This is a genomic window from Glutamicibacter uratoxydans, assembly GCF_006539925.1.
In the GTDB taxonomy this organism is placed as follows: Bacteria; Actinomycetota; Actinomycetes; order Actinomycetales; family Micrococcaceae; genus Glutamicibacter; species Glutamicibacter uratoxydans.
On record NZ_BJNY01000010.1, the window covers coordinates 91,486 to 115,144 of the forward strand.

21 protein-coding genes are annotated in these 23,659 nt (G+C 64.5%); 7 read left to right on the forward strand and 14 right to left on the reverse strand.

Translation table 11 applies throughout. The features are described from left to right. Positions 1-9 precede the first annotated feature (9 nt). From tal to AUR04nite_RS09905, 6 genes are all read left to right on the forward strand, one after another. Entirely contained in the window at positions 10-1,113 is a 1,104-nt protein-coding gene (gene tal, locus AUR04nite_RS09880; protein ID WP_141364490.1) for a transaldolase, read from the forward strand. Next, positions 1,114-2,694, forward strand: a complete 1,581-nt coding sequence (locus AUR04nite_RS09885) for a glucose-6-phosphate isomerase (RefSeq protein ID WP_141364492.1) — start codon at positions 1,114-1,116, stop codon at positions 2,692-2,694. A gap of 11 nt (positions 2,695-2,705) precedes the next feature. After that, positions 2,706-4,226 (forward strand): glucose-6-phosphate dehydrogenase, encoded by a 1,521-nt coding sequence (gene zwf / locus AUR04nite_RS09890; protein WP_141364494.1) that lies wholly within the window; start codon positions 2,706-2,708, stop codon positions 4,224-4,226. Then, a complete protein-coding gene (locus tag AUR04nite_RS09895; protein ID WP_141364496.1) occupies positions 4,223-5,164 on the forward strand; it encodes a glucose-6-phosphate dehydrogenase assembly protein OpcA in 942 nt (313 codons plus the stop codon). The genes zwf and AUR04nite_RS09895 overlap by 4 nt, the downstream gene beginning before the upstream one ends. Then, on the forward strand, positions 5,154-5,894 hold the full coding sequence (pgl, locus tag AUR04nite_RS09900; RefSeq protein WP_141364499.1) for a 6-phosphogluconolactonase: 741 nt from the start codon (positions 5,154-5,156) through the stop codon (positions 5,892-5,894). Before AUR04nite_RS09895 ends, pgl begins: the two co-directional genes overlap by 11 nt. A 114-nt stretch (positions 5,895-6,008) precedes the next feature. Continuing rightward, entirely contained in the window at positions 6,009-6,968 is a 960-nt protein-coding gene (locus tag AUR04nite_RS09905) for an FAD-dependent oxidoreductase (RefSeq protein ID WP_141364501.1), read from the forward strand. Between the two features lie 445 nt (positions 6,969-7,413). Here the strand turns inward: AUR04nite_RS09905 and secG are convergent, their stop codons facing one another. The 13 genes from secG to AUR04nite_RS09965 form a co-directional block, all read right to left on the reverse strand. Continuing rightward, on the reverse strand, positions 7,414-7,665 hold the full coding sequence (secG, locus tag AUR04nite_RS09910) for a preprotein translocase subunit SecG (protein WP_141364503.1): 252 nt from the start codon (positions 7,663-7,665) through the stop codon (positions 7,414-7,416). A 21-nt stretch (positions 7,666-7,686) separates the two neighbouring features. Next, positions 7,687-8,502, reverse strand: a complete 816-nt coding sequence (tpiA, locus tag AUR04nite_RS09915; RefSeq protein WP_141364505.1) for a triose-phosphate isomerase — start codon at positions 8,500-8,502, stop codon at positions 7,687-7,689. 3 nt (positions 8,503-8,505) lie between these two features. Next, positions 8,506-9,735 (reverse strand): phosphoglycerate kinase, encoded by a 1,230-nt coding sequence (locus AUR04nite_RS09920; protein ID WP_141364507.1) that lies wholly within the window; start codon positions 9,733-9,735, stop codon positions 8,506-8,508. A gap of 16 nt (positions 9,736-9,751) precedes the next feature. After that, entirely contained in the window at positions 9,752-10,759 is a 1,008-nt protein-coding gene (gene gap, locus AUR04nite_RS09925; protein ID WP_141364509.1) for a type I glyceraldehyde-3-phosphate dehydrogenase, read from the reverse strand. Positions 10,760-10,943: 184 nt separating this feature from the next. Next, the gene (locus AUR04nite_RS09930) at positions 10,944-11,573 is read right to left on the reverse strand and encodes a superoxide dismutase (protein WP_141364511.1); all 630 of its coding nucleotides are present in this window, start codon (positions 11,571-11,573) and stop codon (positions 10,944-10,946) included. 60 nt (positions 11,574-11,633) lie between these two features. Continuing rightward, the gene (whiA, locus tag AUR04nite_RS09935) at positions 11,634-12,614 is read right to left on the reverse strand and encodes a DNA-binding protein WhiA (protein WP_141364513.1); all 981 of its coding nucleotides are present in this window, start codon (positions 12,612-12,614) and stop codon (positions 11,634-11,636) included. Between the two features lie 27 nt (positions 12,615-12,641). Then, on the reverse strand, positions 12,642-13,667 hold the full coding sequence (locus tag AUR04nite_RS09940) for a gluconeogenesis factor YvcK family protein (RefSeq protein ID WP_141364515.1): 1,026 nt from the start codon (positions 13,665-13,667) through the stop codon (positions 12,642-12,644). Positions 13,668-13,672: 5 nt separating this feature from the next. Then, complete coding sequence (rapZ, locus tag AUR04nite_RS18035; protein ID WP_174787868.1) at positions 13,673-14,566, reverse strand: RNase adapter RapZ; 894 nt, start codon at positions 14,564-14,566, stop codon at positions 13,673-13,675. Between the two features lie 9 nt (positions 14,567-14,575). Continuing rightward, positions 14,576-16,513, reverse strand: a complete 1,938-nt coding sequence (uvrC, locus tag AUR04nite_RS09945) for an excinuclease ABC subunit UvrC (protein ID WP_174787869.1) — start codon at positions 16,511-16,513, stop codon at positions 14,576-14,578. Positions 16,514-16,516: 3 nt separating this feature from the next. Beyond that, positions 16,517-17,188 (reverse strand): lysophospholipid acyltransferase family protein, encoded by a 672-nt coding sequence (locus AUR04nite_RS09950; protein ID WP_141364517.1) that lies wholly within the window; start codon positions 17,186-17,188, stop codon positions 16,517-16,519. Continuing rightward, complete coding sequence (locus tag AUR04nite_RS09955) at positions 17,189-17,890, reverse strand: HAD hydrolase-like protein (protein WP_246055473.1); 702 nt, start codon at positions 17,888-17,890, stop codon at positions 17,189-17,191. A 110-nt stretch (positions 17,891-18,000) separates the two neighbouring features. Continuing rightward, positions 18,001-20,871 carry an excinuclease ABC subunit UvrA gene (gene uvrA, locus AUR04nite_RS09960; protein ID WP_174787870.1) on the reverse strand — a complete coding sequence of 957 codons (2,871 nt, stop codon included), beginning with the start codon at positions 20,869-20,871 and terminating at the stop codon, positions 18,001-18,003. 112 nt (positions 20,872-20,983) lie between these two features. Further along, complete coding sequence (locus AUR04nite_RS09965; protein ID WP_170184166.1) at positions 20,984-21,634, reverse strand: phosphatase PAP2 family protein; 651 nt, start codon at positions 21,632-21,634, stop codon at positions 20,984-20,986. Positions 21,635-21,866: 232 nt separating this feature from the next. On the opposite strand from AUR04nite_RS09965, the gene AUR04nite_RS09970 reads away from it, so the two are divergent. Continuing rightward, positions 21,867-22,808: a COX15/CtaA family protein gene (locus AUR04nite_RS09970; protein WP_141364523.1), complete on the forward strand. Its 942-nt coding sequence runs from the start codon at positions 21,867-21,869 to the stop codon at positions 22,806-22,808. A gap of 4 nt (positions 22,809-22,812) precedes the next feature. Here AUR04nite_RS09970 and AUR04nite_RS09975 read toward each other — a convergent pair whose 3' ends face one another. After that, positions 22,813-23,649 (reverse strand): PhzF family phenazine biosynthesis protein, encoded by an 837-nt coding sequence (locus AUR04nite_RS09975; protein WP_141364525.1) that lies wholly within the window; start codon positions 23,647-23,649, stop codon positions 22,813-22,815. Between the last annotated feature and the right edge of the window lie 10 nt (positions 23,650-23,659).

Consider the following 23,659-nt stretch of genomic DNA (forward strand, 5'->3'; position numbering starts at 1 on the left):
GCTAAGAACATGAGCAACCCCAACACTCAGGCCCTGACCGACGCCGGAGTATCCATCTGGCTCGACGACCTCTCCCGCGAACGGCTGACCAGCGGATCGCTGGCGAAGCTGATCGAGGAGAAGAACGTTGTCGGCGTGACCACCAACCCGTCGATCTTCGCCGCCGCCCTGTCCAACGCCGAGGTCTACGGCGAAGCCATCGCCGCCCAGCGCCACAACTCGGTGGAAGCTGCCATCACGGAAATCACCTGCGATGACGTGGCAGCAGCCTGCGACCTGTTCAAGGGCATCTACGACGCTTCCGGCGGCGTGGACGGCCGCGTCTCCATCGAGGTGGACCCGCGCGCTGCCCACGAAACCGCTGACACCATCTCCCAGGCCAAAGAACTGTACCAGCGCGTTGACCGCGAGAATGTGCTGATCAAGATCCCTGCCACCAAGGCGGGACTTGAGGCGATCACCGAGACCATCGCCGAGGGCATCAGCGTCAACGTCACCCTGATCTTCTCCCTTGAGCGCTACCGCGAAGTGGTCAATGCCTACCTGCTGGGCCTGGAGAAGGCCCACGCCAAGGGCCTTGACCTGTCCAAGATCCATTCGGTGGCCTCCTTCTTCGTCTCCCGCGTAGACACCGAAATCGACAAGCGCCTGGACGCCATCGGCACCGAGGCAGCCGCCGCGGTGCGCGGCCAGGCAGGCGTGGCCAACGCGCGCCTCGCCTACCAGATCTTCGAGGAGTCCTTCAGCGCGGTGCGCTTCGAGGTGCTTAGCGCCGCCGGCGCCCACGTGCAGCGCCCGCTGTGGGCCTCGACCGGCGTGAAGGATCCTGCCTACCCGGCCACCCTGTATGTCACCGAGCTGGCAGCCCCGAACACCGTGAACACCATGCCTGAAAAGACCCTGGACGCCACCGCCGCCGAGGCACAGGTTCGCGGCAACGCGATCGCCGGCAGCTACGATGCAGCCAACCGCGTGCTGGACAAGCTGGCCGCACTGGGGATCGACTACAACGAGATCGTCGACCTGCTCGAGGTCGAAGGCGTTGCAAAGTTTGAAGATGCATGGAACGAACTGCTCGAAGACATGGCAGTGGCTCTGAAGGGAGCAAAGTAGATGGAATTGGGTCTCGTCACCTCCGGTGATGCCCTCGCCTTTGTCGATGCGCAGCTGCCAGGGCTGATCGACGCCAAGATCGGCAGCCGCATCGCGGCGGAAGATCCCACGATCTGGGGTCCCGCGGCACAGGCAGAGTCCTCCATCCGCCTCGGCTGGGTCAACCCCTTTGACGCGGCGGACAAGCTCATCCCCGCCATCCAGGCGCTGCGCGACGAGCTGGTCGACGAAGGCCTGACCCGCATCGTGCTGTGCGGCATGGGCGGCTCCTCCCTGGCCCCGGAGGTCATCTGCGCGCATGACGAGGTGGATCTGGTCATCTGCGACACCACCGATCCGGCGATGCTCGCGCCGATCATCAACACCGATCTTGAGCACACCGTCGTAGTCGTGGCTTCCAAGTCCGGTTCCACCGTGGAAACCGACTCGCAGCGCCGCGCGTTCACCGCCGCATTCCAGGCCGCGGGCATTGACCCGGCCACCCGCCTGGTCCTGGTCACCGATCCGGGTTCCCCGATGGACAACCCTCAGGGCGTGCGCGCGGTGTTCAACGCGGATCCGAACGTCGGCGGGCGCTACTCCGCACTGACCGCCTTCGGCCTGGTGCCTTCCGGCCTGGCCGGCGCGGACATCGAAGCGCTGGTGGAAGAGGCAGGCCTGCTGCACGACGTGCTCAACGTGGACGACGAGGACAACCTTGCGCTGCACCTGGGCGCCGCCATGGCCACCACCGGCCGCGACAAGCTGGTCATCGCCGGCGTGGGCGACGCACTGCCGGGCTTCGGGGACTGGGCCGAACAGCTCATCGCCGAATCCACCGGCAAGGAATCCAAGGGAGTGCTGCCGGTCGTGGCCCACGTGGGCGCGCCGGAGCTGAACTCCGTGGCCGCCGACGTGCTGCCGCTGTACATCTACGACGAACTGCCCGAGCAGATCGACGAAGACGCCACCGCGGTGCACTTCAGCGCGCCGCTGGGCACCAGCTTCATGATCTTCGAGTACGCCACCGCCGTGGCAGGCTACCTGCTGGGCATCAGCCCCTTCGACCAGCCGGATGTGGAGGCCGCCAAGGTGGCAGCCCGCTCGCTGCTCGACGCGCCGGCCGCCGCCGCCCCGGATGCAGTGGACGGAACCGTCCAGCTGTTCGGCACCACCGCCGACACCCTGGCAGGCGCCCTGGAGGAGCTGACCGGCAAGCTGGGCCAGGACGGCTACCTTGCCATCCAGGCCTACCTGAACCGCAACGAAGACACCGCACTGCTGGCGCTGCGCGACGAGCTCGCGGCGAAGACCGGGCGCCCGGTCACCTTCGGCTGGGGCCCGCGCTTCCTGCACTCCACCGGCCAGTACCACAAGGGCGGCCCGGCTCAGGGCGTGTTCCTGCAGGTCACCGCCGAGCACCCGGCGGCCGAGGATGTACAAATCCCGGGCCGCCCGTACAGCTTCGGCGGGCTGATCACCGCGCAGGCCATCGGCGATGCCGGCGTGCTCTCCGATGCGGCGCACAACCGCCCGGTGCTGCGCGTGAACCTCACCGACCGCAAGGCCGGAATCGCAGCCCTGCTAGAGGCAGCGAAGTAGAGTAAGGAACCATGAGCAATCCACTACGCGACGCCCGCGACCGGCGGCTTAACCGCATTGCCGGTCCGGGCGCGCTGGTGTTCTTCGGAATCACCGGCGACCTTGCCCGCAAAAAGCTGATGCCGGCGGTCTACGACCTTGCCAGCCGCGGCCTGCTGCCCCCGAATTTTGCCATCGTCGGCTTTGGCCGCCGCGACTGGAGCGCCGAGGACTTTGCGGCGCAGGCGCGCGAATGGATCCTTGCCAGCTCCCGCACCCCGTTCAACGAAACGGTGTTCACCCAGCTGGCCTCCGGCATGCGCTTCATCTCCGGCGCCTTTGACGACGACGCCGCCTACGAGCAGCTCTCGGCCACCCTTGACGAGTTGGCCGAGACCCGCTCCACCGGACGCAACCACGCCTTCTACCTCTCGATCCCGCCCAGCTGGTTCGACGTGGTCTGCGAGAAGCTCTCCGAGCACAAGCTGGCCAACGACGCGAACCCCGGCTGGGAGCGCGTGGTCATCGAAAAGCCCTTCGGCCACGACCTGGCCAGCGCCCGCGAGCTGAACGCGATCGTCGAATCCGTCTTCCCGCCCGACTCGGTGTTCCGCATCGACCACTACTTGGGCAAGGAAACGGTGCAGAACCTGCTGGCGCTGCGCTTCGGCAACCAGATGTTCGAGCCGCTGTGGAACAACAAGTACGTGGACCACGTGCAGATCACCATGGCGGAAGACATCGGCATCGGCGGCCGCGCCAGCTACTACGACGGCGTGGGCGCGGCCCGCGACGTCATCCAGAACCACCTGCTGCAGCTGCTGGCGCTGACCGCCATGGAGGAGCCCATCTCCTTCAACGCGGACCACCTGCGCAGCGAGAAGGAAAAGGTGCTCGCCGCGGTCCAGCTGCCCGAGGACCTGGGGGCCGCCTCAGCCCGCGGCCAGTACACTTCCGGCTGGCAGGGCGGCGAAGAGGTCGTCGGCTTCCTCGACGAGGAGGGCTTCAACCCCAAGTCCAAGACCGAAACCTATGCCGCGGTGCGGCTGAACATCAACACCCGCCGCTGGTCAGGCGTGCCCTTCTACCTGCGCGCAGGCAAGCGCTTGGGACGGCGCGTCACCGAGATCGCGGTGGTGTTCAAGAAGGCGCCGAACCTGCTGTTCACCGACCACAAGGACGACGAGTTCGGGCAGAACGCGTTTGTGATTCGCGTGCAGCCCGACGAAGGCGCGACCATCCGCTTCTCCTCCAAGGTGCCGGGCACTCAGATGGAGATCCGCGATGTCACCATGGACTTCGGCTACGGCAACGCCTTCACCGAGTCCTCCCCCGAGGCCTACGAGCGCCTGATCCTCGACGTGCTGCTGGGCGAACCGCCGCTGTTCCCCCGCCATGAAGAGGTCGAGCAGTCATGGCGCATCCTGGATCCCTTCGAGGAGTACTGGGCAGCGCTGCCCACGCAGCCCGAGCCCTATGCACCGGGTTCCTGGGGTCCGGCCAGCAGCGACGAGCTGATGGCCAAAGACGGAAGGACGTGGCGACGCCCATGATGATCGATCTTCCCAACACGACCACTTCCAAGGTCGCCAAGAAGCTACTCTCCTCGCGCCGCACCCACGGCGTGGTGGCGCTCTCCCGCGTGCTGACCCTGGTGGTCATCACCCGCGAGGGCTTCGCGGAAAGCGCCATCGACGCCGCGAACCTGGCAAGCCGCGAGCACCCCTGCCGCATCATCGTGGTAGTGCGCGGCTCAGCCCAGAGCGAGAACCGGCTGGACGTGCAGATCCGCGTGGGCGGCGACGCCGGCGCTTCCGAGGTCATCGTCATGCGCACCCACGGCCCGGACATGGAAGCCGACGAGGCGCTGATCTCGGCCCTGCTGCTGCCCGATGCCCCGATCGTGGCCTGGTGGCCGCACGGCGTGCCGGCCGACCCGTACAACACCCCGCTGGGCAAGATCGCCCACCGCCGCATCACCGATTCCGGCGAGATGGAAGATCCCACCGCGGCGCTGTTCAGCCGCATCGCCAGCTACCGTGCCGGCGACACCGATCTGGCCTGGACCCGCCTGACCCTGTGGCGCGCGCAGCTGGCGAGCATCCTGGATCTGATCGGCACCGAGGGGCTGACCGGCATCACTGTGAAGGGCTCGGAGAACTCCCCGTCCACCACGCTGCTGGCCGCCTGGCTGACCATGTGCCTTGAGGTGCCGGTGACCATCGCCGCGGACAAGTCCACCGGAGGCCTGTCCTCGGTGCGTCTGTCCCGCGAGGGCGGCGACGTGGAACTCTCCCGCCCTTCCGGGGCCGTGGCGCACCTGTACCTTCCGGGCTCCGCACCGCAGCGCATCTCGCTGCCACGGCGCTCCGTGGCCGAATGCCTGGCCGAGGAAATGCGCCGCCTGGACGCGGACGACGTGTTCGGCGAGGTCATCACCCGCGGCCTGGCCCTGACCAACCTGAGGAGCATCCGTTCCAGTGATCGCTAGACAGATCGTCATCCACGATGACCTGCAGGCCACCGCGCAGGGCATCGCCGCCCGGCTGATCACCTCGATCACCGACGCCATCGCCGCCCGCGGCGTGGCGCATGTGGTGGTGACCGGCGGCTCGCTGGGCATCGCCGCTCTGAAGGCAGTGGCGGCCAACCCCGCCAAGATTGCCGTCGACTGGGCCCAGGTTCATTTCTGGTGGGGCGACGAGCGCTTCGTCGAAGCCTCCTCTCCTGAGCGCAATGCAGGCCAGGCCCAGGAGCTCTTCGACTCGCTGCTGCCGCTGGGCTTGGAGCTGGACACCGTGCACGTCATGGGATCCACCGACCAGTATGCGACGGCGGAGGAAGCGGCCGCCGCCTACACGGCGCTGCTGGCTGAGGAAGCCGCCGAGGGCGCTGCCTCGCCGGCTTTCGACGTGCTGATGCTGGGCATGGGCCCGGACTCGCATATCGCCTCACTGTTTCCGAACCACACCAGGTCCGATGAGCTTGGGGCGATTGCAGTGCACAACTCCCCCAAGCCACCGGCGGACCGGGTCTCACTGACCATGGGCACCATCAACACCGCCCGCGAAGTGTGGCTGCTGGTGGCTGGCGCCGAGAAGGCCCCAGCCCTGGCGGCGGCCCAGCACGAGGTCAATGAGGCGGCCGTGCCCGCCAGCGCCGCGCACGGCACCGAAGCCACCCGCTGGCTCGTGGACCGCGCAGCGGCAACCCTGCTCTAAAGCAACCCAGGCAACAGACCGGCACCTCCCCCTTGAGCGGAAGGTGCCGGTCTGCGGTCTTTACAAGCCGCAAATCATCCAACCTCGTCAACGAAGATCAGGAGAACAACGCATATGAAGATCACCGTCATCGGTGCAGGAGTCATCGGCCTGTCCAGCGCGCACGAGCTGGCGGCGGCGGGCCACCAAGTCACCGTCGTCCACGACCAGCCGCTGCTTGAATCGGTATCCTCCGTGGCGGCCGCCATCTGGTTCCCCTACCATTCGGAGAACTCCGAGGCGGCGGACAAGCTGCTGCGCCATTCGCTGGCCCGCTTTGAAGAACTCTCCGCTATCCACGAGACGGGAATCGACCTGCGCCACGGCCTGAACGTCGACCACCTACCGGGCGCGGACCGTTCGTGGACCAAGATCGTCTCCGGCACTGCTGAGGCGCCCAAGGAAGACCTGCCGTCCGGCGCCGATTCCGGCGTCTACGCCACCGTCCCCATCATCACCATGACCACCTACCTGGGTTGGCTGCGCGACCAAGTGGTGGAACTGGGCGTCAAGTTCCTCCAGGGCACCGTCAACGACCTCGCAGAGCTCAAGGACAGCGCAGACCTCGTCGTCCTGGCTGCCGGGCTGCGCGGCGGCGAGCTGCTGGGCGACGACCAGAGCGTCTACCCGATCCGCGGCCAGGTGGTGCGCCTTGCCAACACCAAGGGACTGACCGACTGGCTGTGCGACGACGACTATCCAGAAGGCGTCACCTACATCATCCCGCGCCGCGATGACATCATTGTGGGCGGCACCGATACGGCCAACGACTGGAACCGCGAGGTGGAACCGGAGACCTCAGAAGCGATCCTGTCCCGGGCCATGAAGCTCGTGCCAGAGCTGGAAGGCCTAGAAGTACTCGAGCACAAGGTGGGCCTGCGCCCGGCGCGCGAGACCATCAGGCTGGAACTGGTCGAAGGCCACGCTGTGCCCGTCATTGCCGCCTATGGGCACGGTGGCGCCGGTGTCACCCTGTCTTGGGGCACCGCACAGCGTGTTGTGGAGCTTGCCGAGCAGCTGGTGCCTGCGCACTAGTCGCGTAGCATCCACGGCAACGATGAGAGTCCGATGCATGACGGCCAGGGGTACATCCCTAGCCGTCATGCCTTTGGAAAAGGATCTGGAAGCGACGGAACACGAAACGTAGAACTCTAAGGGTAGCGACGATGCAAGCACCCACGACCAGACCCATCTCCCCTACGCCGCGTGAAAGCGTCCATCACCAGCAGCCTGTGGACGCCCAGCCTGACTTCATCGACGCTGTCAATCGCAAACGCAGGTCGGCGATCGGGGTGTTTGAGGTTCAGCAGCCTAGGTCTGTTCGATGGCATATCGACATTGACGAATACCTGCACTCCTGAACTTCGTTGCCATGACCGGGTTCCTGATGGCCTCGTTCTTCTCATCCTTGCTACCTTAATAAAGAAAACCGGAGGCCATCTCTTCAGATGGCCTCCGGTTTATGCTTTGCAGCGAAGAATTAGGCTTCGATATTGAATCTCAACAGCAGAGCCAGCCCGATGATCACGGCACCCCAGATCAATCCGAGGATGATGGTGATGCGGTTCAGGTTGCGTTCGGCAACACCCGAGGAACCCATGGAGCTGGTCATGCCGCCGCCGAACATGTCGGACATGCCGCCACCCTTGCCCTTATGCAAAAGGATCAGGAGGGTGAGCAGAACGCTGGTAATGCCCAGCACTACCTGCAAAATGATCTTGAGAATTTCCAAGACGACAGTCCTTAGTTAGATTCAGCCGGTAACGAGATGATGCTCGAACCTGACAATATTAGCAAATTCTTCAGCGTCGAGGCTGGCACCGCCGACCAACACGCCGTCGACGTCGCGTTCACGCATAATCGCCGCCGCGTTCGCCGCCTTGACGCTTCCACCGTACAGCAGTCGAGTCTTCTGTGCGATGTCCTCGCCAAAACGCTCAACCAATGCGGCGCGGATAGCTGCGCACATTTCCTGTGCATCAGCCGGACCGGCCACTTCGCCGGTGCCGATGGCCCAGACGGGCTCATAGGCAACCACGAGGTTTTCTGCCTGCTCGGCGCTGACGCCTTCCAAGGATTCGTTCAGCTGGTTCAGCGTGTAGGAAACATGCTCGCCGGCCTTGCGGATCTCCAGGCCCTCGCCCACGCAGAGCACCGGGGTGATCTCGTGGCGGTAGGCGGCAGCCAGCTTGGAGGCAATCACCTGGTTAGTCTCGTTGTGGTACTCGCGGCGTTCCGAGTGGCCCACCAGCACATAGGTGCAGCCGAGCTTCTTCAGGAACTGGCCGGAGATCTCGCCGGTGTAGGCGCCCGAGTCCTGGGTGGACAGATCCTGCGCGCCGTAGACGACGTCGAGCTTGTCGCCAAGGGTCAGGGTCTGCACACCGCGGATGTCGGTGAAGGGCGGGAACACTGCGACTTCGGCACGGTCGTACTCGTGTCCGGCGTCCTTCAGCGTCCACGCCAGCTTCTGCACCAGGGTGATGCCCTGGACGTGGTCCATGTTCATCTTCCAGTTGCCGGCGATCAGCGGCTGGCGCACATAGGCGCCGTTCTGCGAAATGGTCATTGATTAGCCTTCCAGTGCGGCAACACCCGGCAGGGTCTTGCCTTCGAGGTACTCCAGGGAGGCGCCGCCGCCGGTGGAGATGTGGCCGAAGTCGTCCTCGGAGAAGCCCTGGGCGCGGACTGCCGCGGCAGAGTCGCCGCCGCCCACAACGCTGAATGCCTCCGAGTCGGCCAGGGCCTGTGCCACGGTGCGGGTGCCTTCGGCGAACGCCGGGATCTCGAAGACGCCCATGGGGCCGTTCCAGAACACGGTGTTGGCGCCGAGGATGTAGCTGGCGAACTTCTCTGCGGACTCCGGACCAATGTCCAGGCCCAGGCCGTTGGAGCCGAAGCTTGCCTCTTCGATCTTGTCAGCCGGCAGCACCTCGTGCTGTGCGTCTGCGCCGAACTTGTCGGCGACGACGACGTCGGTTGGCACGATGATGTCGCAGCCCAGCTTCTCCGCGCGGTTCAGGTACCCTTGGCAGGTGGCGATCTGGTCTTCTTCAAGCAGGGAGCCGCCGATGGCGTAGCCCTGGGCCTTGAGGAAAGTGAAGGCCATGCCGCCGCCGATCAGCAGCTGATCTGCCTTGCCCAGCAGGTTGTCGATGACAGCCAGCTTGTCGGAGACCTTCGAACCGCCCAATACCACCACGTAGGGGCGCTTGGGAGCCTCGGTCAGGGTCTTGAGGACCTTGACCTCGGTGGCCACCAGGTCGCCCTGGTAGCTTGGCAGCAACGCGGCGATGTCGTACACCGAAGCGTGCTTGCGGTGCACTGCACCGAATGCGTCGTTGACGTAGGCGCCGTTCTCGCCGGTCAGGGCCGCCAGCTCCTTGGCGAACTCTTCGCGCTCCGCGTCAACCTTGGAGGTTTCGCGGGCGTCGAAGCGGACGTTTTCAAGGACCAGCACCGAACCGTCGGCGAGGTTCGCGGCGGCGGTGCGGGCGGATTCGCCCACCACGTCGGCGGCGACAGCCACGTCGAAGTCGGCCAGTTCGTTCAGGCGGTTGGCAGCAGGTGCGATCGAGTACTTCGGATCAACCTGGCCCTTGGGACGGCCCAGGTGGGCCATCACAATAACCTTGGCGCCGGCGTCAACCAGCTTGGAGATAACCGGCAGCGAAGCGCGGACGCGGCCGTCATCGGTCACGGTAGCTCCATCGAGCGGTACGTTCAGGTCGCTGCGGACCAGTACGTAGCGTGAGCGGACACCGTTGTCAGCGATCAATTCGTCGAGAGTATGTGAAGACATGTCTCTAGGTTATCGACTAGAGGCTTGAACCCACGAATTCGACAAGGTCGACAAGCCGTGAGGAATATCCCCACTCGTTGTCGTACCATGCGACGACCTTGACGCTGTTGCCGATCACTGTGGTCAAACCGGAATCGAAAATTGCCGAGTGCGAGTTGGTCACGATGTCCGAGGAGACCAGCGGATCGGTCGAGTACTCGAGGTATTCGGCCAGCTTGCCTTCGGTGGCTGCCTTTTCGAAGGCCGCGTTGATCTCTTCCACGGTGGCGGTGCGGGCCAGGTTGACGGTCAGGTCGGTGGCCGAGCCGGTTGGCACTGGAACGCGCATGGCGAAGCCATTGAGCTTGCCCTTGAGCTCCGGAAGCACCACGCCGATGGCCTTGGCGGCGCCGGTGGAGGTGGGGATCATGTTCAGCGCGGCGGCGCGGGCGCGGCGCGGGTCGCGGTGCGGTGCGTCCTGCAGGCGCTGGTCGGCGGTGTAGGCGTGGATGGTGGTCATCAGGCCGTCGACGATGCCGAATTCGTCGTTGAGCACCTTCGCCACTGGGGCCAGGCAGTTGGTGGTGCACGAGGCGTTGGAGATGATTGCGTGGCTTGCAGGATCGTACTTGTCCTGGTTCACGCCCATCACGATGGTGATGTCTTCATTCTTTGCAGGGGCGGAAATGATGACCTTCTTGGCGCCTGCTTCGATGTGCTTCTTGGCGTCCTCTGCGTTGGTGAAGAAGCCGGTCGACTCGATGACGATGTCGACGTCCAGCTCGCCCCATGGCAGGTTGGCCGGCTCGCGCTCGGAAAGGACCTTGATGCGTCGTTCTCCGACGACGATGGTGTCTGCGTCGACGGATACCGCATCGGCCAGCGGGCCGAGGACGGAATCAAACTTGACCAGGTGAGCCAGCGAATCGATTGAACCAAGGTCGTTGACGGCGACGATTTCTACGTCTGCCTTGTGGGCCAGAACTGCACGCAGGAAGTTGCGTCCGATTCGACCGAAACCATTGATTCCAACACGGGTTGTCACGTGACTATCTCCTCTAAATGGGATATTGATGCCACGACCGCACTCAAACGGAAGTGGCCTGCTTTAAGAGGACACTCCGTTGTGCCGTGCATGCGGATCCCGGCGAAAACCGGGATCCGCTACACACAAAACATTCTACGCTAATTCAGCGAGAATTGTGAGGTTACTTACCGAAAAAGTAAGCTTACTTGCCTGGAACGATCAGCGAAGCTGCGCCGTTGCGTGCTGCTTCGAAGCGTGCCTGGACATCTGCCCAGTTCACGATGTTCCAGAAGGCCTTGACGTAGTCAGCCTTGACGTTGACGTAGTCCAGGTAGAAGGCGTGCTCCCACATGTCCAGCATCAGCAGCGGGATGGTTGCCACTGGGACGTTGCCCTGCTGATCGTAGAGCTGCTCGACAACCAGCTGGCCGCCGATTGCGTCGTATGCCAGTACTGCCCAGCCCGAGCCCTGCAGGCTCATTGCCGAAGCGGTGAAGTGGCCGCGGAATGCATCGAAGGAACCGAAGAACTCGTCGATTGCTGCAGCCAGCTCGCCCTCAGGCTTGTCGCCGCCTTCTGGGGACAGGTTGTTCCAGAAGATCGAGTGGTTGGTGTGGCCGCCCAGGTGGAAAGCCAGGTCCTTGGACAGCTTAGGGATGTTGCCGAACTCGCCCTTTTCGCGAGCTTCAGCCAGCTGCTCCAGTGCCGAGTTGGCGCCTGCAACGTATGCGGCATGGTGCTTCGAGTGGTGCAGCTCCATGATGCGAGCCGAGATGTTCGGCTCCAGTGCGGCGTAGTCGTACTGCAGTTCTGGCAGTGAGTAAACAGCCATGATTCTCCTCAATCTAATCAATCGGATGAATCTCCGCGGCGAGAGTGCCGCGGGGACGAATTATTGTTCCAGCTCATCTACTGGAACGCTGGACTCGGTTCCCGGTATTCCCAGATCGCTGGCCTTTTTATCAGCCATCGCCAAAAGGCGGCGGATGCGGCCGGCAATCGCGTCCTTGGTCATCGGCGGCTCCGCCATGCGGCCGAGCTCATCCAGCGACGCCTGCTTGTGTTCCAGGCGAAGCAATCCGGCGTAACGAAGATGCGCAGGCACCTCGTCACCCAGAATCTCTAGGGCCCGCTCCACGCGGGCGCCGGCGGCTACAGCCGCCTGCGCGCTGCGACGCAGGTTTGCGTCGTCGAAGTTTGCCAAGCGGTTGGCGGTGGCGCGCACCTCCTTGCGCATGCGGCGCTCTTCCCACACCATCAGGGCGTCGTGGGCCCCCATGCGGGTCAGCAGCTGGGCAATCGCGTCGCCGTCGCGGATCACCACGCGGTCCACGCCGCGCACTTCGCGCGCCTTGACCGTCAGTCCCAGGCGGCGGGCCGCGCCGACCAGCGCCAGCGCCGCTTCCGGGCCTGGGCAGGTGATCTCCAGCGCGGAGCTGCGCCCTGGCTCGGTCAGCGAGCCGTGGGACAGGAATGCGCCGCGCCAGACAGCCTCGGCGTCGGCGGTGGAGCCGTTGACAATCACCGAAGGCAGGCCGCGTACCGGCCGGCCGCGCTGATCCAACAAGCCTGTTTGCCGGGCAAGCACTTCGCCGTCCTTGGAAACGCGGACGATGTAGCGGCTGCCCTTGCGGATGCCAGAGCCGGAGACCATCACGATCTCGGCGTCGTGGCCGTACAACTCGCCAATGGCAATCTTCAACCTGCGGGCAGTCGCAGCCAGGTCCACTTCAGCTTCGATGACAATTCGTCCCGAGACGATGTGCAGTCCTCCACTGAAACGGAGCATGGTAGAAACCTCGGCCTTGCGCACCGATGGTTTGCGAATTTCTACCCGCGACAGCTCGTCTTTGACGGAAGCCGTCAATGCCATGAATCAAACTCCCTTACTAGAATCCTTCTAGGATCCGATCGCGGTAAACACCTCATGATAGGCCGCCGCTAAACGCAACGGGTCGTGCACGGCACGACCGTCAGACACCCCTACTCTACTAAAAAAGGTGCGTGCACCGAGTTTTTGCGCTGCCAGCTCAAATCGTTCTTTATTGTTAACAAGCGATTCATCAGCCAAGATCGCGTCGAATCTGACTTCTGGCGCGTAGCGTCCAAGCACTTCCAAATGGGCGGCCGCATCAAGCCCCGAGGTCTCTGCGGTGTCCAGGTCCAGGTTCATGGTCAGCAGCCGCTTGCCGGTTGTATTGGCGATGGCTCGGCGCATGTCCGGCAGCAGCAGATGCGGCAGCACGGAGGTGTACCAGGAGCCCGGCCCCAGCACCACCCAGTCGGCCAGCTCGATGGCGTTCAACGCCTCGGCGCAGGCCGGCGCGTCATCCGGAACCAGGCTCACATTAGTGACCAGTCCCCCGTTGCCGGCTTTGGCGAGCTTCGCCTGCCCGGTGATCTTGCGGCGCACCAGCGAGTCGGAGAGCGGATCAGATTCCAGGACCTCGCCCTGGATGGACAGCGGGACGGTGCTCATGGGCAGCACCTGGCCGCGGGCGCCGAGCAGCGCGCCGGCCCAGCGCAGTCCAGCCACCGGATCATCCAGCAGCTCCCAGAGCGCCAAGATCAGCAGGTTGCCCACCGAATGGCCGTTGAGCGGCTCATCGATATTCGCCTGCGAGTCGAAGCGGTGCTGCATGACATCACGCCAGGTCCTGCCCCAGTCGTTGTCGTCGCACAGGGCCGCCAGCGCCATGCGCAGGTCGCCCGGGGGAAGCACGTCGAAGGAGCCGCGGATCCGGCCGGAGCTTCCTCCGTCGTCGGCGACTGTCACAATTGCCGTCAGCTCGGTGCTCAGCCGGCGCAGTGCGGAGAGCGATGCCGCCAAGCCATGGCCGCCACCGAGGGCCACTACCGAGGGGTTCTGGTAGTTGTCGGGGCGGTTGATGTTGAGCAGCGGTATGGGTCCGGTTCCAAACGCCATGGAGACTACTCACGCCCCAGGTCGCGGTGCGTCACATTGACCCGGACGTTGGGCAGTTGGGCCAGGCGGCGGCCCAGCTCGATGCTGGTAGCCACCGAGCGGTGCTTGCCGCCGGTGCAGCCCACGGCGATCGTGGCGTAGTGCTTATTTTCGCGGCGGTAGCCTTCGAAGACCGGCTCCAGTGCCTTGAGGTAGTTCTCGATGAATTCGCTGGTGCCCTCCTGGGAGAGCACGTAGTCGGAGACCTCTTTGTCGCGGCCGGTCTGCGGGCGCAGCTCTGGCACCCAGTGCGGGTTCGGGATGAAGCGGACGTCGGCCACGTAGTTGGCGTCGGTGGGCACGCCGTATTTGAAGCCGAAGCTCATCACGTTGATGCGCAGGATCACCGGCCCCGACTCGCTGAACAGCTCGTACACGGAGCGTGACAGGTCATGCACCGACATGTTCGAGGAATCCAGGACGATCTCCGCGGTCTCGCGCAGCTCGCTGGTGATGCCGCGTTCGCGCTGGATCCCGTCGACGATACGCCCGTCTCCCTGCAGCGGGTGCGGGCGTCGGCCCTGCTCGAAGCGGCGCACCAGCACGTCGTCGCTGGCATCCAGGTAGACCAGGCGGAAATTGATGCCGCTGGAACGCAGGTTGGCCAGCGCATCGCGGATCTCCGGGAACATGTCCTTGGAGCGCACGTCCATGACCACTGCCAGCCGGGTCACCGACTCCTGGGACTTGCTCATCAGTTCGGTCAGCGGCCACAGCATGGCAGGCGGCAGGTTCTCCACCACATACCAGTCCTGGTCCTCCAGCGCATGGGCGACAGTTGTGCGGCCCGCACCTGACATGCCGGTAACGATGACCAGCTCGGACTCAGGGGGCTTGACGGCTTCATACTCAGCGCTCATACCTCAAGGCTAGTCTAGAATTTCGCCGGTCGTCATGTTTACAGCGTTTGGTGACGAACCTTCCAGCGAATCGGCAATGACCTGGGCCAGCTTTTCGCCGATGCCGCTGACCTGCATCAGCTCTTGAACGCCGGCGGCCCGGATATTCTTCATCGAGCCGAAGTGCTTGCGCAGGGCCTCCTGCTTGGCCTTGCCCAGCCCCGGGATGGCGTCCAGCTCCGATTCGAGCATCGACTTGCCGCGCTTGGCCCGGTGGAAGGTGATGGCGAAGCGGTGCGCCTCGTCGCGCAGCCGCTGCACCAGGTACAGGGCGGCGGAAGCGCGCGGGAGGATCAGCGGGAACGGGTCCCCGGGCAGCCACAGTTCTTCCAGGCGCTTGGCCAGGCCGACCACCGGGATGTCGTCGATGCCCAGGTCATCCAGCGCCTGCTGAGCCGCCGCCACCTGCGGAGGCCCGCCGTCGACGATCACCAGCGAGGGCGGATAGGCGAACTTCTTGACCTCTGCGGTGCCGGCCTCAACCTCGCCGCCGGCGAAGACATCAGGGTCCACCTTTTCCTTCAGGTAGCGGCTGAAGCGCCGGTGGATAACGTCGTACATGCTGGCGGTGTCGTCGCGGGCCGCTTCCCCGGTGATGGAGAACTTGCGGTATTCGCTCTTCTTGGGCAGGCCGTCCTCGAAGACCACCATGGAGGCCACCACATTGGTGCCCTGGGTGTGCGAGGCGTCGTAGCATTCGATGCGCAGCAGCGCCTGCTCGGCGCCCAGCGCATCCTGCAGCTCCTGCATGGCCAGCGAGCGGGTGGTGATGTCGCTGGCCCGCTTTGACTTGTGCAGGCGCAGGGCCTGCTCGGCGTTCTCCACCACGGTGGAGGCCAGCGCCGCCTTGTCCCCGCGCTGGGCCACGCGCAGCGAGACCTTCGACCCGCGCAGCTCGCTAAGCCAGGTGACGACTTCCTCCGGATCCTCGGGCATGGCCGGAACCAGGATTTCGCGCGGGATCCTGTCCGCATGGTCGGCATAGACCTGGGTGAGCAGCTGCTCGACGAAGGCAGGCTCGGTCAGGTCTTCGACCTTCTCGACGACCCAGCCGCGCTGGGAGCGGATGCGGCCGTCGCGCACGTGGAATACCTGCACCGCCGCTTCCAGCTCGTCGCCGTGGATGCCGAAGATGTCCGCGTCGGTGTTCTGCGCCAGCACCACCGCATTGCGTTCGAACACTTTGTTCAGCGCGGCGATATCGTCGCGGTAGCGGGCGGCGCGCTCGTATTCGAGCTCCGCCACCGCTTCCTGCATTTTGACGGTCAGCGCCTTGGTGAAGCGGGTCGCCTCGCCGGACATGAAGGTGCACAGGTCTTCGGCCAGCTGGCGGTGGTCTTCCTCGCTGATTCGCCCCACGCAGGGGGCCGCGCATTTGTCGATGTAGCCCAGCAGGCAAGGCCTGCCGGAGGCTTCGGCGCGGCGGAAGACGCCGGGGGCGCAGCTGCGCACGGGAAAGACGCGCAGCAGCGTATCGAGGGTTTCGCGGATGGCCTTGGCCGGATAGAACGGGCCGAAGTACTTCACGCCTTTGCGCTTGTCCCCGCGCATCACCAGGGCGCGCGGGTACTTCTCGTCCATGGTCACCGCGAGGTAGGGGTAGGTCTTGTCGTCACGGAAGACGATGTTGAAGCGCGGGGTGTACTCCTTGATCCAGGTGTACTCCAGCTGCAGCGCCTCAAGCTCGGAGCCGACCACCGTCCACTGCACGCTGGCGGCGGTGAACACCATGGTGCGCGTCTTGGGCGTGAGTCGCTCCGGGTTGGCGAAGTAGGACAGCAGCCGGTTGCGCAGCACCTTGGCCTTGCCGACGTAGATGACCCGGCCATGTTCGTCGCGGAAGCGGTAGACCCCGGGCTTGGTCGGGATGTCCGAGGTCTTCGGCCGGTAGCTGGCTGGATCTGCCATGGCTTATTTCGCGTCCGGCGGCAGCTGGTTATAGGAGTCCACGCGTTCCTGGCCGGAGAGTTCCGCGATGGCGTCGACGATGCGGTCGGTGGCCAGGCGGCGCTGCGGCAGCGGGTGCTTGCGCCCGAGCTTGTCGAAGTACAGCGGTTCTCCGTAGTGGATGGTGAACTTGGAGGGCTTGAAGCCCTTGGAGCCTGCCGGCTGCAGCTTTTCGGTGCCGATCAGCCCGACGGGAACCACCGGAACGCCGGTGGTCAGCGCCAGCCAGCCCACGCCGGTGCGGCCGCGGTATAGCTTTCCGTCGCGCGAGCGGGTGCCCTCGGGATAGATGCCGATGCCGCTGCCGTCCTCGATGATCTCCACCAGCGAGTCCAGCGCGGCCACCGAGGCGGCCTGTTCGCCGCGCTGCACCGGGATGGATCCCACGGACTCGAAGAAGGACTTCATGATCTTGCCCTTGATGCCGGGGGTGGTGAAGTATTCGGCCTTGGCGAAGAATGCCACATCGCGGGGCGTCAGCGCCTGGATGATCAGCGAGTCAAAGAACGAGAGGTGGTTGGAGGCGACAATAAACCCGCCCTGCTTGGGCACGTTCTCCAAACCGGTCACCTCGGCGCGGCATACGCCGTGGATGATGCCGCGGATCGAAGACCGCGTCATGGTGTAGAGGCTCATCTACTGTGCACCTTCCTGCATCAGTTCATGAAAGTTAATCTGTTTGGCGGCTTCTGCCCCCAGCAGCAGCTGCGCCAGGCCGGCGGTGGTGGACACCCGGTAGTCGGCGATGTCCAGTTCATCGCCCTGCGCGAATCCCCAGTCCACGCCGATGGATGCCACCGCGTTGGCCTTCGCGGCGTCGATGTCATAGTGCCGGTCCCCCACCACCACGCTGCGCGCCGGATCCAGCCCGCCGGCCTCCAGGGCCGCGGCGACGATGTGCGCCTTGCTGGACCCGTGGCCGCCGTGTTCGCTGGAATTTCCGTGCACCGCGTCCAGGCAGTCCTCAAGCTTTTGGGCGGCGATCAGTTCGCGGGCGATCTGCTCGGGCTTGGCGGTGGTCACCGCCACGTGGATGCCCCGGCCGCGCAATGCGGCAAGAAGCTGGCGGATTCCCGGGTAGAGCTTGGACTGCGCCATCCCCACCTCGGCATAGCGGGTGCGGTAGGTGTCGATGATGCCGTCGATGTTCTTCTCGTCGACCCCGTCCACAGTCCGCAGGCCGATCTGCAGCGGCGGTCCGACCAGGGCTTCGATGCGCTCCTCGCCGGGATCGGCGATTCCGTGGGCCACCAGGGCATAGCGAATTCCGGAGGTGATGGATCCCGCGGGGTCCACAAGGGTCCCGTCGAGATCAAAAAGCACGCTTGCAACCGACATCTTCACCTAGACATCATCCCATGAAGCAGGCGCGGGTTAGGAATCCATAACTGAAAACACATATTTCCCGCGCCCTGCGGCCCTGCCGCACGCCGCATGAACCCCGGCGGCTAGAGGATTTCGGCCAGGAACTTTCCGGTGTGCGAGCCCTCGACCTTTGCCACCTTTTCAGGGGTGCCGGTGGCCATGATCGTGCCGCCGCCGGAGCCTCCCTCCGGGCCCAGGTCGATGATCCAGTCGGCGGACTTGATCACGTCGAGGTTGTGCTCGATGGTCAGCACGGTGTTGCCCTTGTCCACCAGGCCTTGCAGCACCAGCAGCAGCTTGCGGATGTCCTCGAAGTGCAGGCCGGTGGTCGGCTCGTCGAGCACGTAGATGGAGCGGCCGTTGGAGCGCTTCTGCAGCTCGGCGGCCAGCTTCACGCGCTGCGCCTCGCCACCGGAAAGCGTGGTGGCCGGCTGGCCCAGGCGGACGTAACCCAGGCCCACATCCACCAGGGTGTTCAGGTGGCGGGCAATCGGGGTGAAGGCGCTGAAGAACTCGGCGCCCTCGCTGATCGGCATGTTCAGCACATCGGCGATGTTCTTGCCCTTGTAGAGCACCTGCAGGGTTTCGCGGTTGTAGCGCGCACCATGGCAGACCTCGCAGGGCACGTAGACGTCGGGCAGGAAGTTCATCTCGATCTTCAGCGTGCCGTCGCCCGAGCAGGACTCGCAGCGCCCGCCCTTGACGTTGAAGGAGAAGCGGCCCGGCTGGTAGCCGCGCAGCTTGGCCTCGTTGGTCTCAGCGAAGAGCTTGCGGATGTTGTCGAACACGCCGGTGTAGGTGGCGGGGTTGGAGCGCGGGGTGCGGCCGATCGGCGACTGGTCCACGTGCACCACCTTGTCCAGGTGATCCAAGCCCTGCACGCGGGTGTGCCGGCCCGGGACCTGCTTGGCGCCGTTGAGCTTGTTGGCCAGCACCTTGTAGAGGATGTCGTTGACCAGGGTAGACTTGCCCGAGCCTGACACGCCGGTCACCGCGGTGAGCACGCCCAGCGGGAAGTCCACGGTGACGTTCTGCAGGTTGTTCTCGCTGGCGCCGACGACCTTGAGCTTGCGGTCCTTGTCCACCTTGCGGCGCTTGGCGGGGATCTCGATCTTCTTGCGGCCCGAAAGGTAGTCGCCGGTCAGCGACTTGGTGTTGGCCTTCAGGCCTTCCACGGAGCCGGAGTGAACTACCTCGCCGCCGTGTTCGCCGGCGCCCGGTCCGATGTCCACGATCCAGTCGGCCTCTGCGATGGTGTCTTCGTCGTGCTCTACCACGATCAAGGTGTTGCCCAGGGAGCGCAGGTGCAGCAGCGTGTCGATCAGCCGGCGGTTGTCGCGCTGGTGCAGGCCGATGGACGGCTCGTCGAGCACGTAGAGCACGCCGACCAGGCCGGAGCCGATCTGGGTGGCCAGGCGGATGCGCTGGGCCTCGCCGCCGGACAGCGTGCCGGCCGCGCGTTCAAGGGTCAGGTATTCAAGCCCCACATCCAGCAAGAACTTCATGCGGGCGCCGATTTCCTTGAGCACCTGCACGGCGATCTTCGCTTCGCGCTCGCTCAGTTCCAGGCTGGTCAAAAATTCAGCGGCGCTGCGCAGGTCCATGGCGGAAACCTCGGCGATGGACTTGCCGCCCACCAGCACGGACAGCGAGGCAGGGTTCAGGCGGGCGCCGTTGCAGGTAGGGCACGGGATCTGGCGCATGTACTGCTCGTAGCGGTCGCGCGCATGGTCGGATTCGGTTTCCTCGTGCTTGCGGTGCACGTAGGAGATCACGCCTTCGAAGCCGGTGGAGTACTTGCGCTCGCGGCCAAAGCGGTTCTTGTACTGGACGACGACCTTGTGGTCCTTGCCGTTCAGGATCGCCTGGCGCGCAGAGGCCGGCAGGTCCTTCCACGCGGTGTCCATGGTGAAGCCCAGCTCATTGCCTAGGCCCTCGATCAGCCGGTTCCAGTATTCGGTGGTGGCCTTGCCCAGCGACCACGGCGCAATCGCGCCCTCGGCCAGGGTGGCCTCCGGATCAGGGACGATCAGATGCTCGTCCACCTCCAGCTTGGTGCCGATGCCGGAACAGGCCGAGCAGGCACCGAAGGGGTTGTTGAAGGAGAAGGTGCGCGGCTCGATCTCGTCGATGGCCAGCGGGTGCTCATTGGGGCAGGCGAGGTTCTCGGAGAAGGAGCGAACGCGCTTCGGGTCTTCTTCCTCCAGGTCCACGAAGTCAGCCAGCACGCGGCCGTCGGCGATGCCCAGGGCGGTCTCGATGGAGTCGGTCAGCCGCTGGCGGACGTCTTCCTTGATCACTAGGCGGTCGACGACCACCTCGATGGTGTGCTTGACCTGCTTGGCCAGCTTGGGCGGGTCGTTCAGCTGGATGGTCTGCCCGTCCACGCGGGCACGGGAGAAGCCCTTGGCCGACAGCTCGGCGAACAGGTCGACGAATTCGCCCTTGCGGGCGCGGACCACCGGGGCCAGGATCTGGAAGCGGGTGCGCTCAGGCAGCTCCATGAGCTGGTCAACGATCTGCTGCGGTGTCTGCTTGGAGATCGGCTCGCCGCAGATCGGGCAGTGCGGGTGGCCCACGCGCGCCCAGAGCAGGCGCATGTAGTCGTAGACCTCGGTGATGGTGCCCACGGTGGAGCGCGGGTTGCGGCTGGTGGACTTCTGGTCGATGGACACCGCCGGCGACAGGCCTTCGATGAAGTCCACGTCCGGCTTGTCCACCTGGCCCAGGAACATGCGCGCATAGGCAGAGAGGGACTCGACATAGCGCCGCTGGCCCTCGGCAAAAATGGTGTCGAACGCCAGGGAGGACTTGCCCGAACCTGACAGTCCCGTGAACACGATCATCGCATCGCGCGGGAGGTCGATGTCCACGTTCTTGAGGTTGTGTTCTCGTGCGCCCTTAACGACCAAACGAGTTAGATCAGTCTTTTTGCTCTCTGCAGTAATAGCCACGAACCCATAATAATCGAAAATTGCTTCGAATGAGTGTTGCGTTCATTGCACTTTGAGAGTTTCGCAGCCAGCCGCCCGCAGCGCCCTGGAATCTGCCGGCGCTGCAGCCGGGCTACGCTCCAAGCACGAACTTGGAAGGCAAGTATTTCACCAGCAGTGGACGCACCACGGCGGTAGAAATCACGACGACGAGAATGCCCACCGCCAAACCTGTCAGCGCGTCGTGCAGGTAGTGTGCACCGACGCCGACCCGGGACAGTGCCACCAGCGCCGCGGCGGACGCGAAATACCAGCGCAGCTTCGGCAGGGCGAGAATGCAGGCGGTGGCGAAGGCCCCGGCGATCACCGAATGGTTCGAAGGCCATGACCAGTCCCCCGCCGGAGGGCAGGCCAGAGCGGTGGCAACATGAATGCTTTGGCAGGGGCGCTGCTCGGTCACGAGCAGCTTGAGGACGGTGCTCACCACATAGGCTGCGACCACTCCCATGCCGCTAGCTGCGATGGTCCAGAAAATACTCCGATCCTTGAACCACGACCACGCGGCAATTCCCGCAGCGCTGAGCACCAAAAGAACCAGCAGCGGTTCCGAACAGAAGACCGCCAGCGCACTGAGCACGGCCGAAGACTGCACGGTGGTGTCAATTGCTGTGTACAGCTGGTCCTTGAAAGCGAAGGAGATGAGCGCCAGCACGACGAGGCAAAGTACGACGTTGAAGCTTGTGGACAGCTTGAGCCGCGTTCTGGGAACTGATTCGGAATTCATGAATCGGGATTCTACGAACAAAAACTGGCAATCATTGTCAGCTGGCTGTCGGCAGGCTTTCAGCAACAAGTGGTCGGGTTTTCGCAGGTGCTTTCCGCCTGCTAGCGTTGAGAGGCTGGAGCCGCAGCGCCTGCACTGGGCAATTCTGAGCCCGGTGGCGCAAAAATTGCCGCCGCTCGCGATCAACCTGTGGTTCTGGCCAATCGATAATTTCCGACAGAATCGTTGACCCATGCCCACACCGTTCAGCTGGCTCGCCTCAAAGTTCTCGACGCAGCTCAAAACCGTGCAAACCGCCTCACTGATTTCGCTTTTGCTGGCAATACTTGTGGTGGTCGGCGGCTCGGTGGTCCGGGTGACAGGCTCGGGCCTAGGCTGCACCGAGTGGCCGTACTGCACTCCAGAAACCCTGGCTCCCACCGCTGAAATGGGCATCCACGGCATTATCGAGTTCAGCAACCGGCTGATCACCGTAGCGCTGTGCATCGGGGTGGGCTGGCTGATCATCGCCGCCAGGCTCAACCGCGAACACGGCCGGGAACTGACCAGGCTTGGATGGCTGCAATTCTGGATCGTCGTGCTCAACGCGGTGATCGGAGGGATCACCGTGTGGGTCAAGCTGAACCCCTTCGTCGTCGCAGGCCACTTCATCGCCGCGTCGCTGCTGCTGACCGCCGCCACGATCACCTGGCATAAGGCGATGCAGATCGGCCAGACTCCCCCAGCCGCGCCTACCGGCCGGCAAAAATCCCTGGGCACGGCAATCCTGGTTGTCACCGCTGTGTTGCTGGTAATCGGCACCGCAGCCACAGGCTCCGGGCCCCATGCAGGCGATTCGGCCGACGTGCCGCGCATGCCTTTTGACTGGGCCACAGTGACGGTCATCCACGGCCTATTCGCCGCGGCATGCCTCGGCTTGGGCATCTGGCTGTGGCTGGACGCCCGGCGCAGCACCAACCATGCGTTGGCCATGAAGTCCTTGCTGCTGGTCATTGCGGTGCTGGGCCAGGGTGCGATCGGCATCTATCAGTCCCTCGACGGGCTTCCAGAGGTGGTCGTGATCCTGCATCTGTTCGGCGCCGCCATCGTGTGGATCGGCGCCATCCGCACCTTCCTGACCAGCCGCGCCGCAGCAGCGCAGCCTGCCGCCCCGGCCGCTGTGGCGGCAGGCTAGACGGCTACAGGTTCACCTGGCCGGCCACGCACGGGTTAACGTGTCCGCCGACCCAGATGCCGTCGGCGGCGTAGCGGATCTGGACCCTGCCTTCATACCCGATAGCGGTGCCTTGGGCCGCAACATAGTCGGCGGCCGCCACCCCTGTACTGCGCAGCCAGTAGGCCAATCCAGCGTTCAGGCTTCCTGTCACCGGGTCTTCCCAGACCGGGTCGTTGCCCAGAAACGCCCGGACCTCGAACTGGGTGTCATGGCCGTCGTCGTGGGGGCCGATGACCCCGAGGCACAACTCTCCGAGATTCTGCGGGTCGGGGCTCAAGGCGAGGACGTCGGCCGCGCTGGCCAGCCTGATGCCGATCCATTCGGGCCCGTTGACAATCCACGAGCTGTCCAAGATCTTCTCCGGCTCCAGCCCCAGTGCGGCCGCGACCTCTGCAATTTTGGCTTCGCCCAGCGGCTCGAAGCGGGTGATCGGCGGCGCCTTGAAGGAAAATTCTTGACCCTGATAGGTGACGTCGACCAGCCCTGCGCCGCACTCTTGAACGATTTTTCCAGGGGTCTTCGGCACACCTCCGGCCTGCAGCCAGGCATAGGCGGAGCCGAGCGTAGGGTGGCCGGCAAAGGGGAATTCCTGAGAAGCGGAGAAGATCCGCACCCGGTAGTCGGCCGCGTCGGTGGTCGGCGGCAGCAGAAACGTGGTTTCGGCCAGGTTGGTCCATTTGGCAAAGCGCTGCATCTGCTCTGCGCTCAGCTCTTGCGCGTCGTGGACGACTGCCAGCGGATTGCCCAGGTAGGCGGTGGGTGAAAAGACGTCGACTTCGCTGTATTGACGGGTTCGCATCACCCCAAAC

Coding starts and splice junctions, on each gene's coding strand:
- AUR04nite_RS09975 (WP_141364525.1), bottom strand. CDS start 23,649: ATGCGAACCCGTCAATACAGCGAAGTCGACGTCTTTTCACCCACCGCC.
- AUR04nite_RS09905 (WP_141364501.1), top strand. CDS start 6,009: ATGAAGATCACCGTCATCGGTGCAGGAGTCATCGGCCTGTCCAGCGCG.
- AUR04nite_RS09940 (WP_141364515.1), bottom strand. CDS start 13,667: ATGGCGTTTGGAACCGGACCCATACCGCTGCTCAACATCAACCGCCCC.
- AUR04nite_RS09930 (WP_141364511.1), bottom strand. CDS start 11,573: ATGGCTGTTTACTCACTGCCAGAACTGCAGTACGACTACGCCGCACTG.
- AUR04nite_RS09970 (WP_141364523.1), top strand. CDS start 21,867: ATGCCCACACCGTTCAGCTGGCTCGCCTCAAAGTTCTCGACGCAGCTC.
- zwf (WP_141364494.1), top strand. CDS start 2,706: ATGAGCAATCCACTACGCGACGCCCGCGACCGGCGGCTTAACCGCATT.
- tal (WP_141364490.1), top strand. CDS start 10: ATGAGCAACCCCAACACTCAGGCCCTGACCGACGCCGGAGTATCCATC.
- AUR04nite_RS09895 (WP_141364496.1), top strand. CDS start 4,223: ATGATGATCGATCTTCCCAACACGACCACTTCCAAGGTCGCCAAGAAG.
- AUR04nite_RS09965 (WP_170184166.1), bottom strand. CDS start 21,634: ATGAATTCCGAATCAGTTCCCAGAACGCGGCTCAAGCTGTCCACAAGC.
- AUR04nite_RS09885 (WP_141364492.1), top strand. CDS start 1,114: ATGGAATTGGGTCTCGTCACCTCCGGTGATGCCCTCGCCTTTGTCGAT.
- rapZ (WP_174787868.1), bottom strand. CDS start 14,566: ATGAGCGCTGAGTATGAAGCCGTCAAGCCCCCTGAGTCCGAGCTGGTC.
- AUR04nite_RS09950 (WP_141364517.1), bottom strand. CDS start 17,188: ATGAGCCTCTACACCATGACGCGGTCTTCGATCCGCGGCATCATCCAC.
- whiA (WP_141364513.1), bottom strand. CDS start 12,614: ATGGCATTGACGGCTTCCGTCAAAGACGAGCTGTCGCGGGTAGAAATT.
- uvrC (WP_174787869.1), bottom strand. CDS start 16,513: ATGGCAGATCCAGCCAGCTACCGGCCGAAGACCTCGGACATCCCGACC.
- AUR04nite_RS09955 (WP_246055473.1), bottom strand. CDS start 17,890: ATGTCGGTTGCAAGCGTGCTTTTTGATCTCGACGGGACCCTTGTGGAC.
- tpiA (WP_141364505.1), bottom strand. CDS start 8,502: ATGACCATTTCGCAGAACGGCGCCTATGTGCGCCAGCCGCTGATCGCC.
- AUR04nite_RS09920 (WP_141364507.1), bottom strand. CDS start 9,735: ATGTCTTCACATACTCTCGACGAATTGATCGCTGACAACGGTGTCCGC.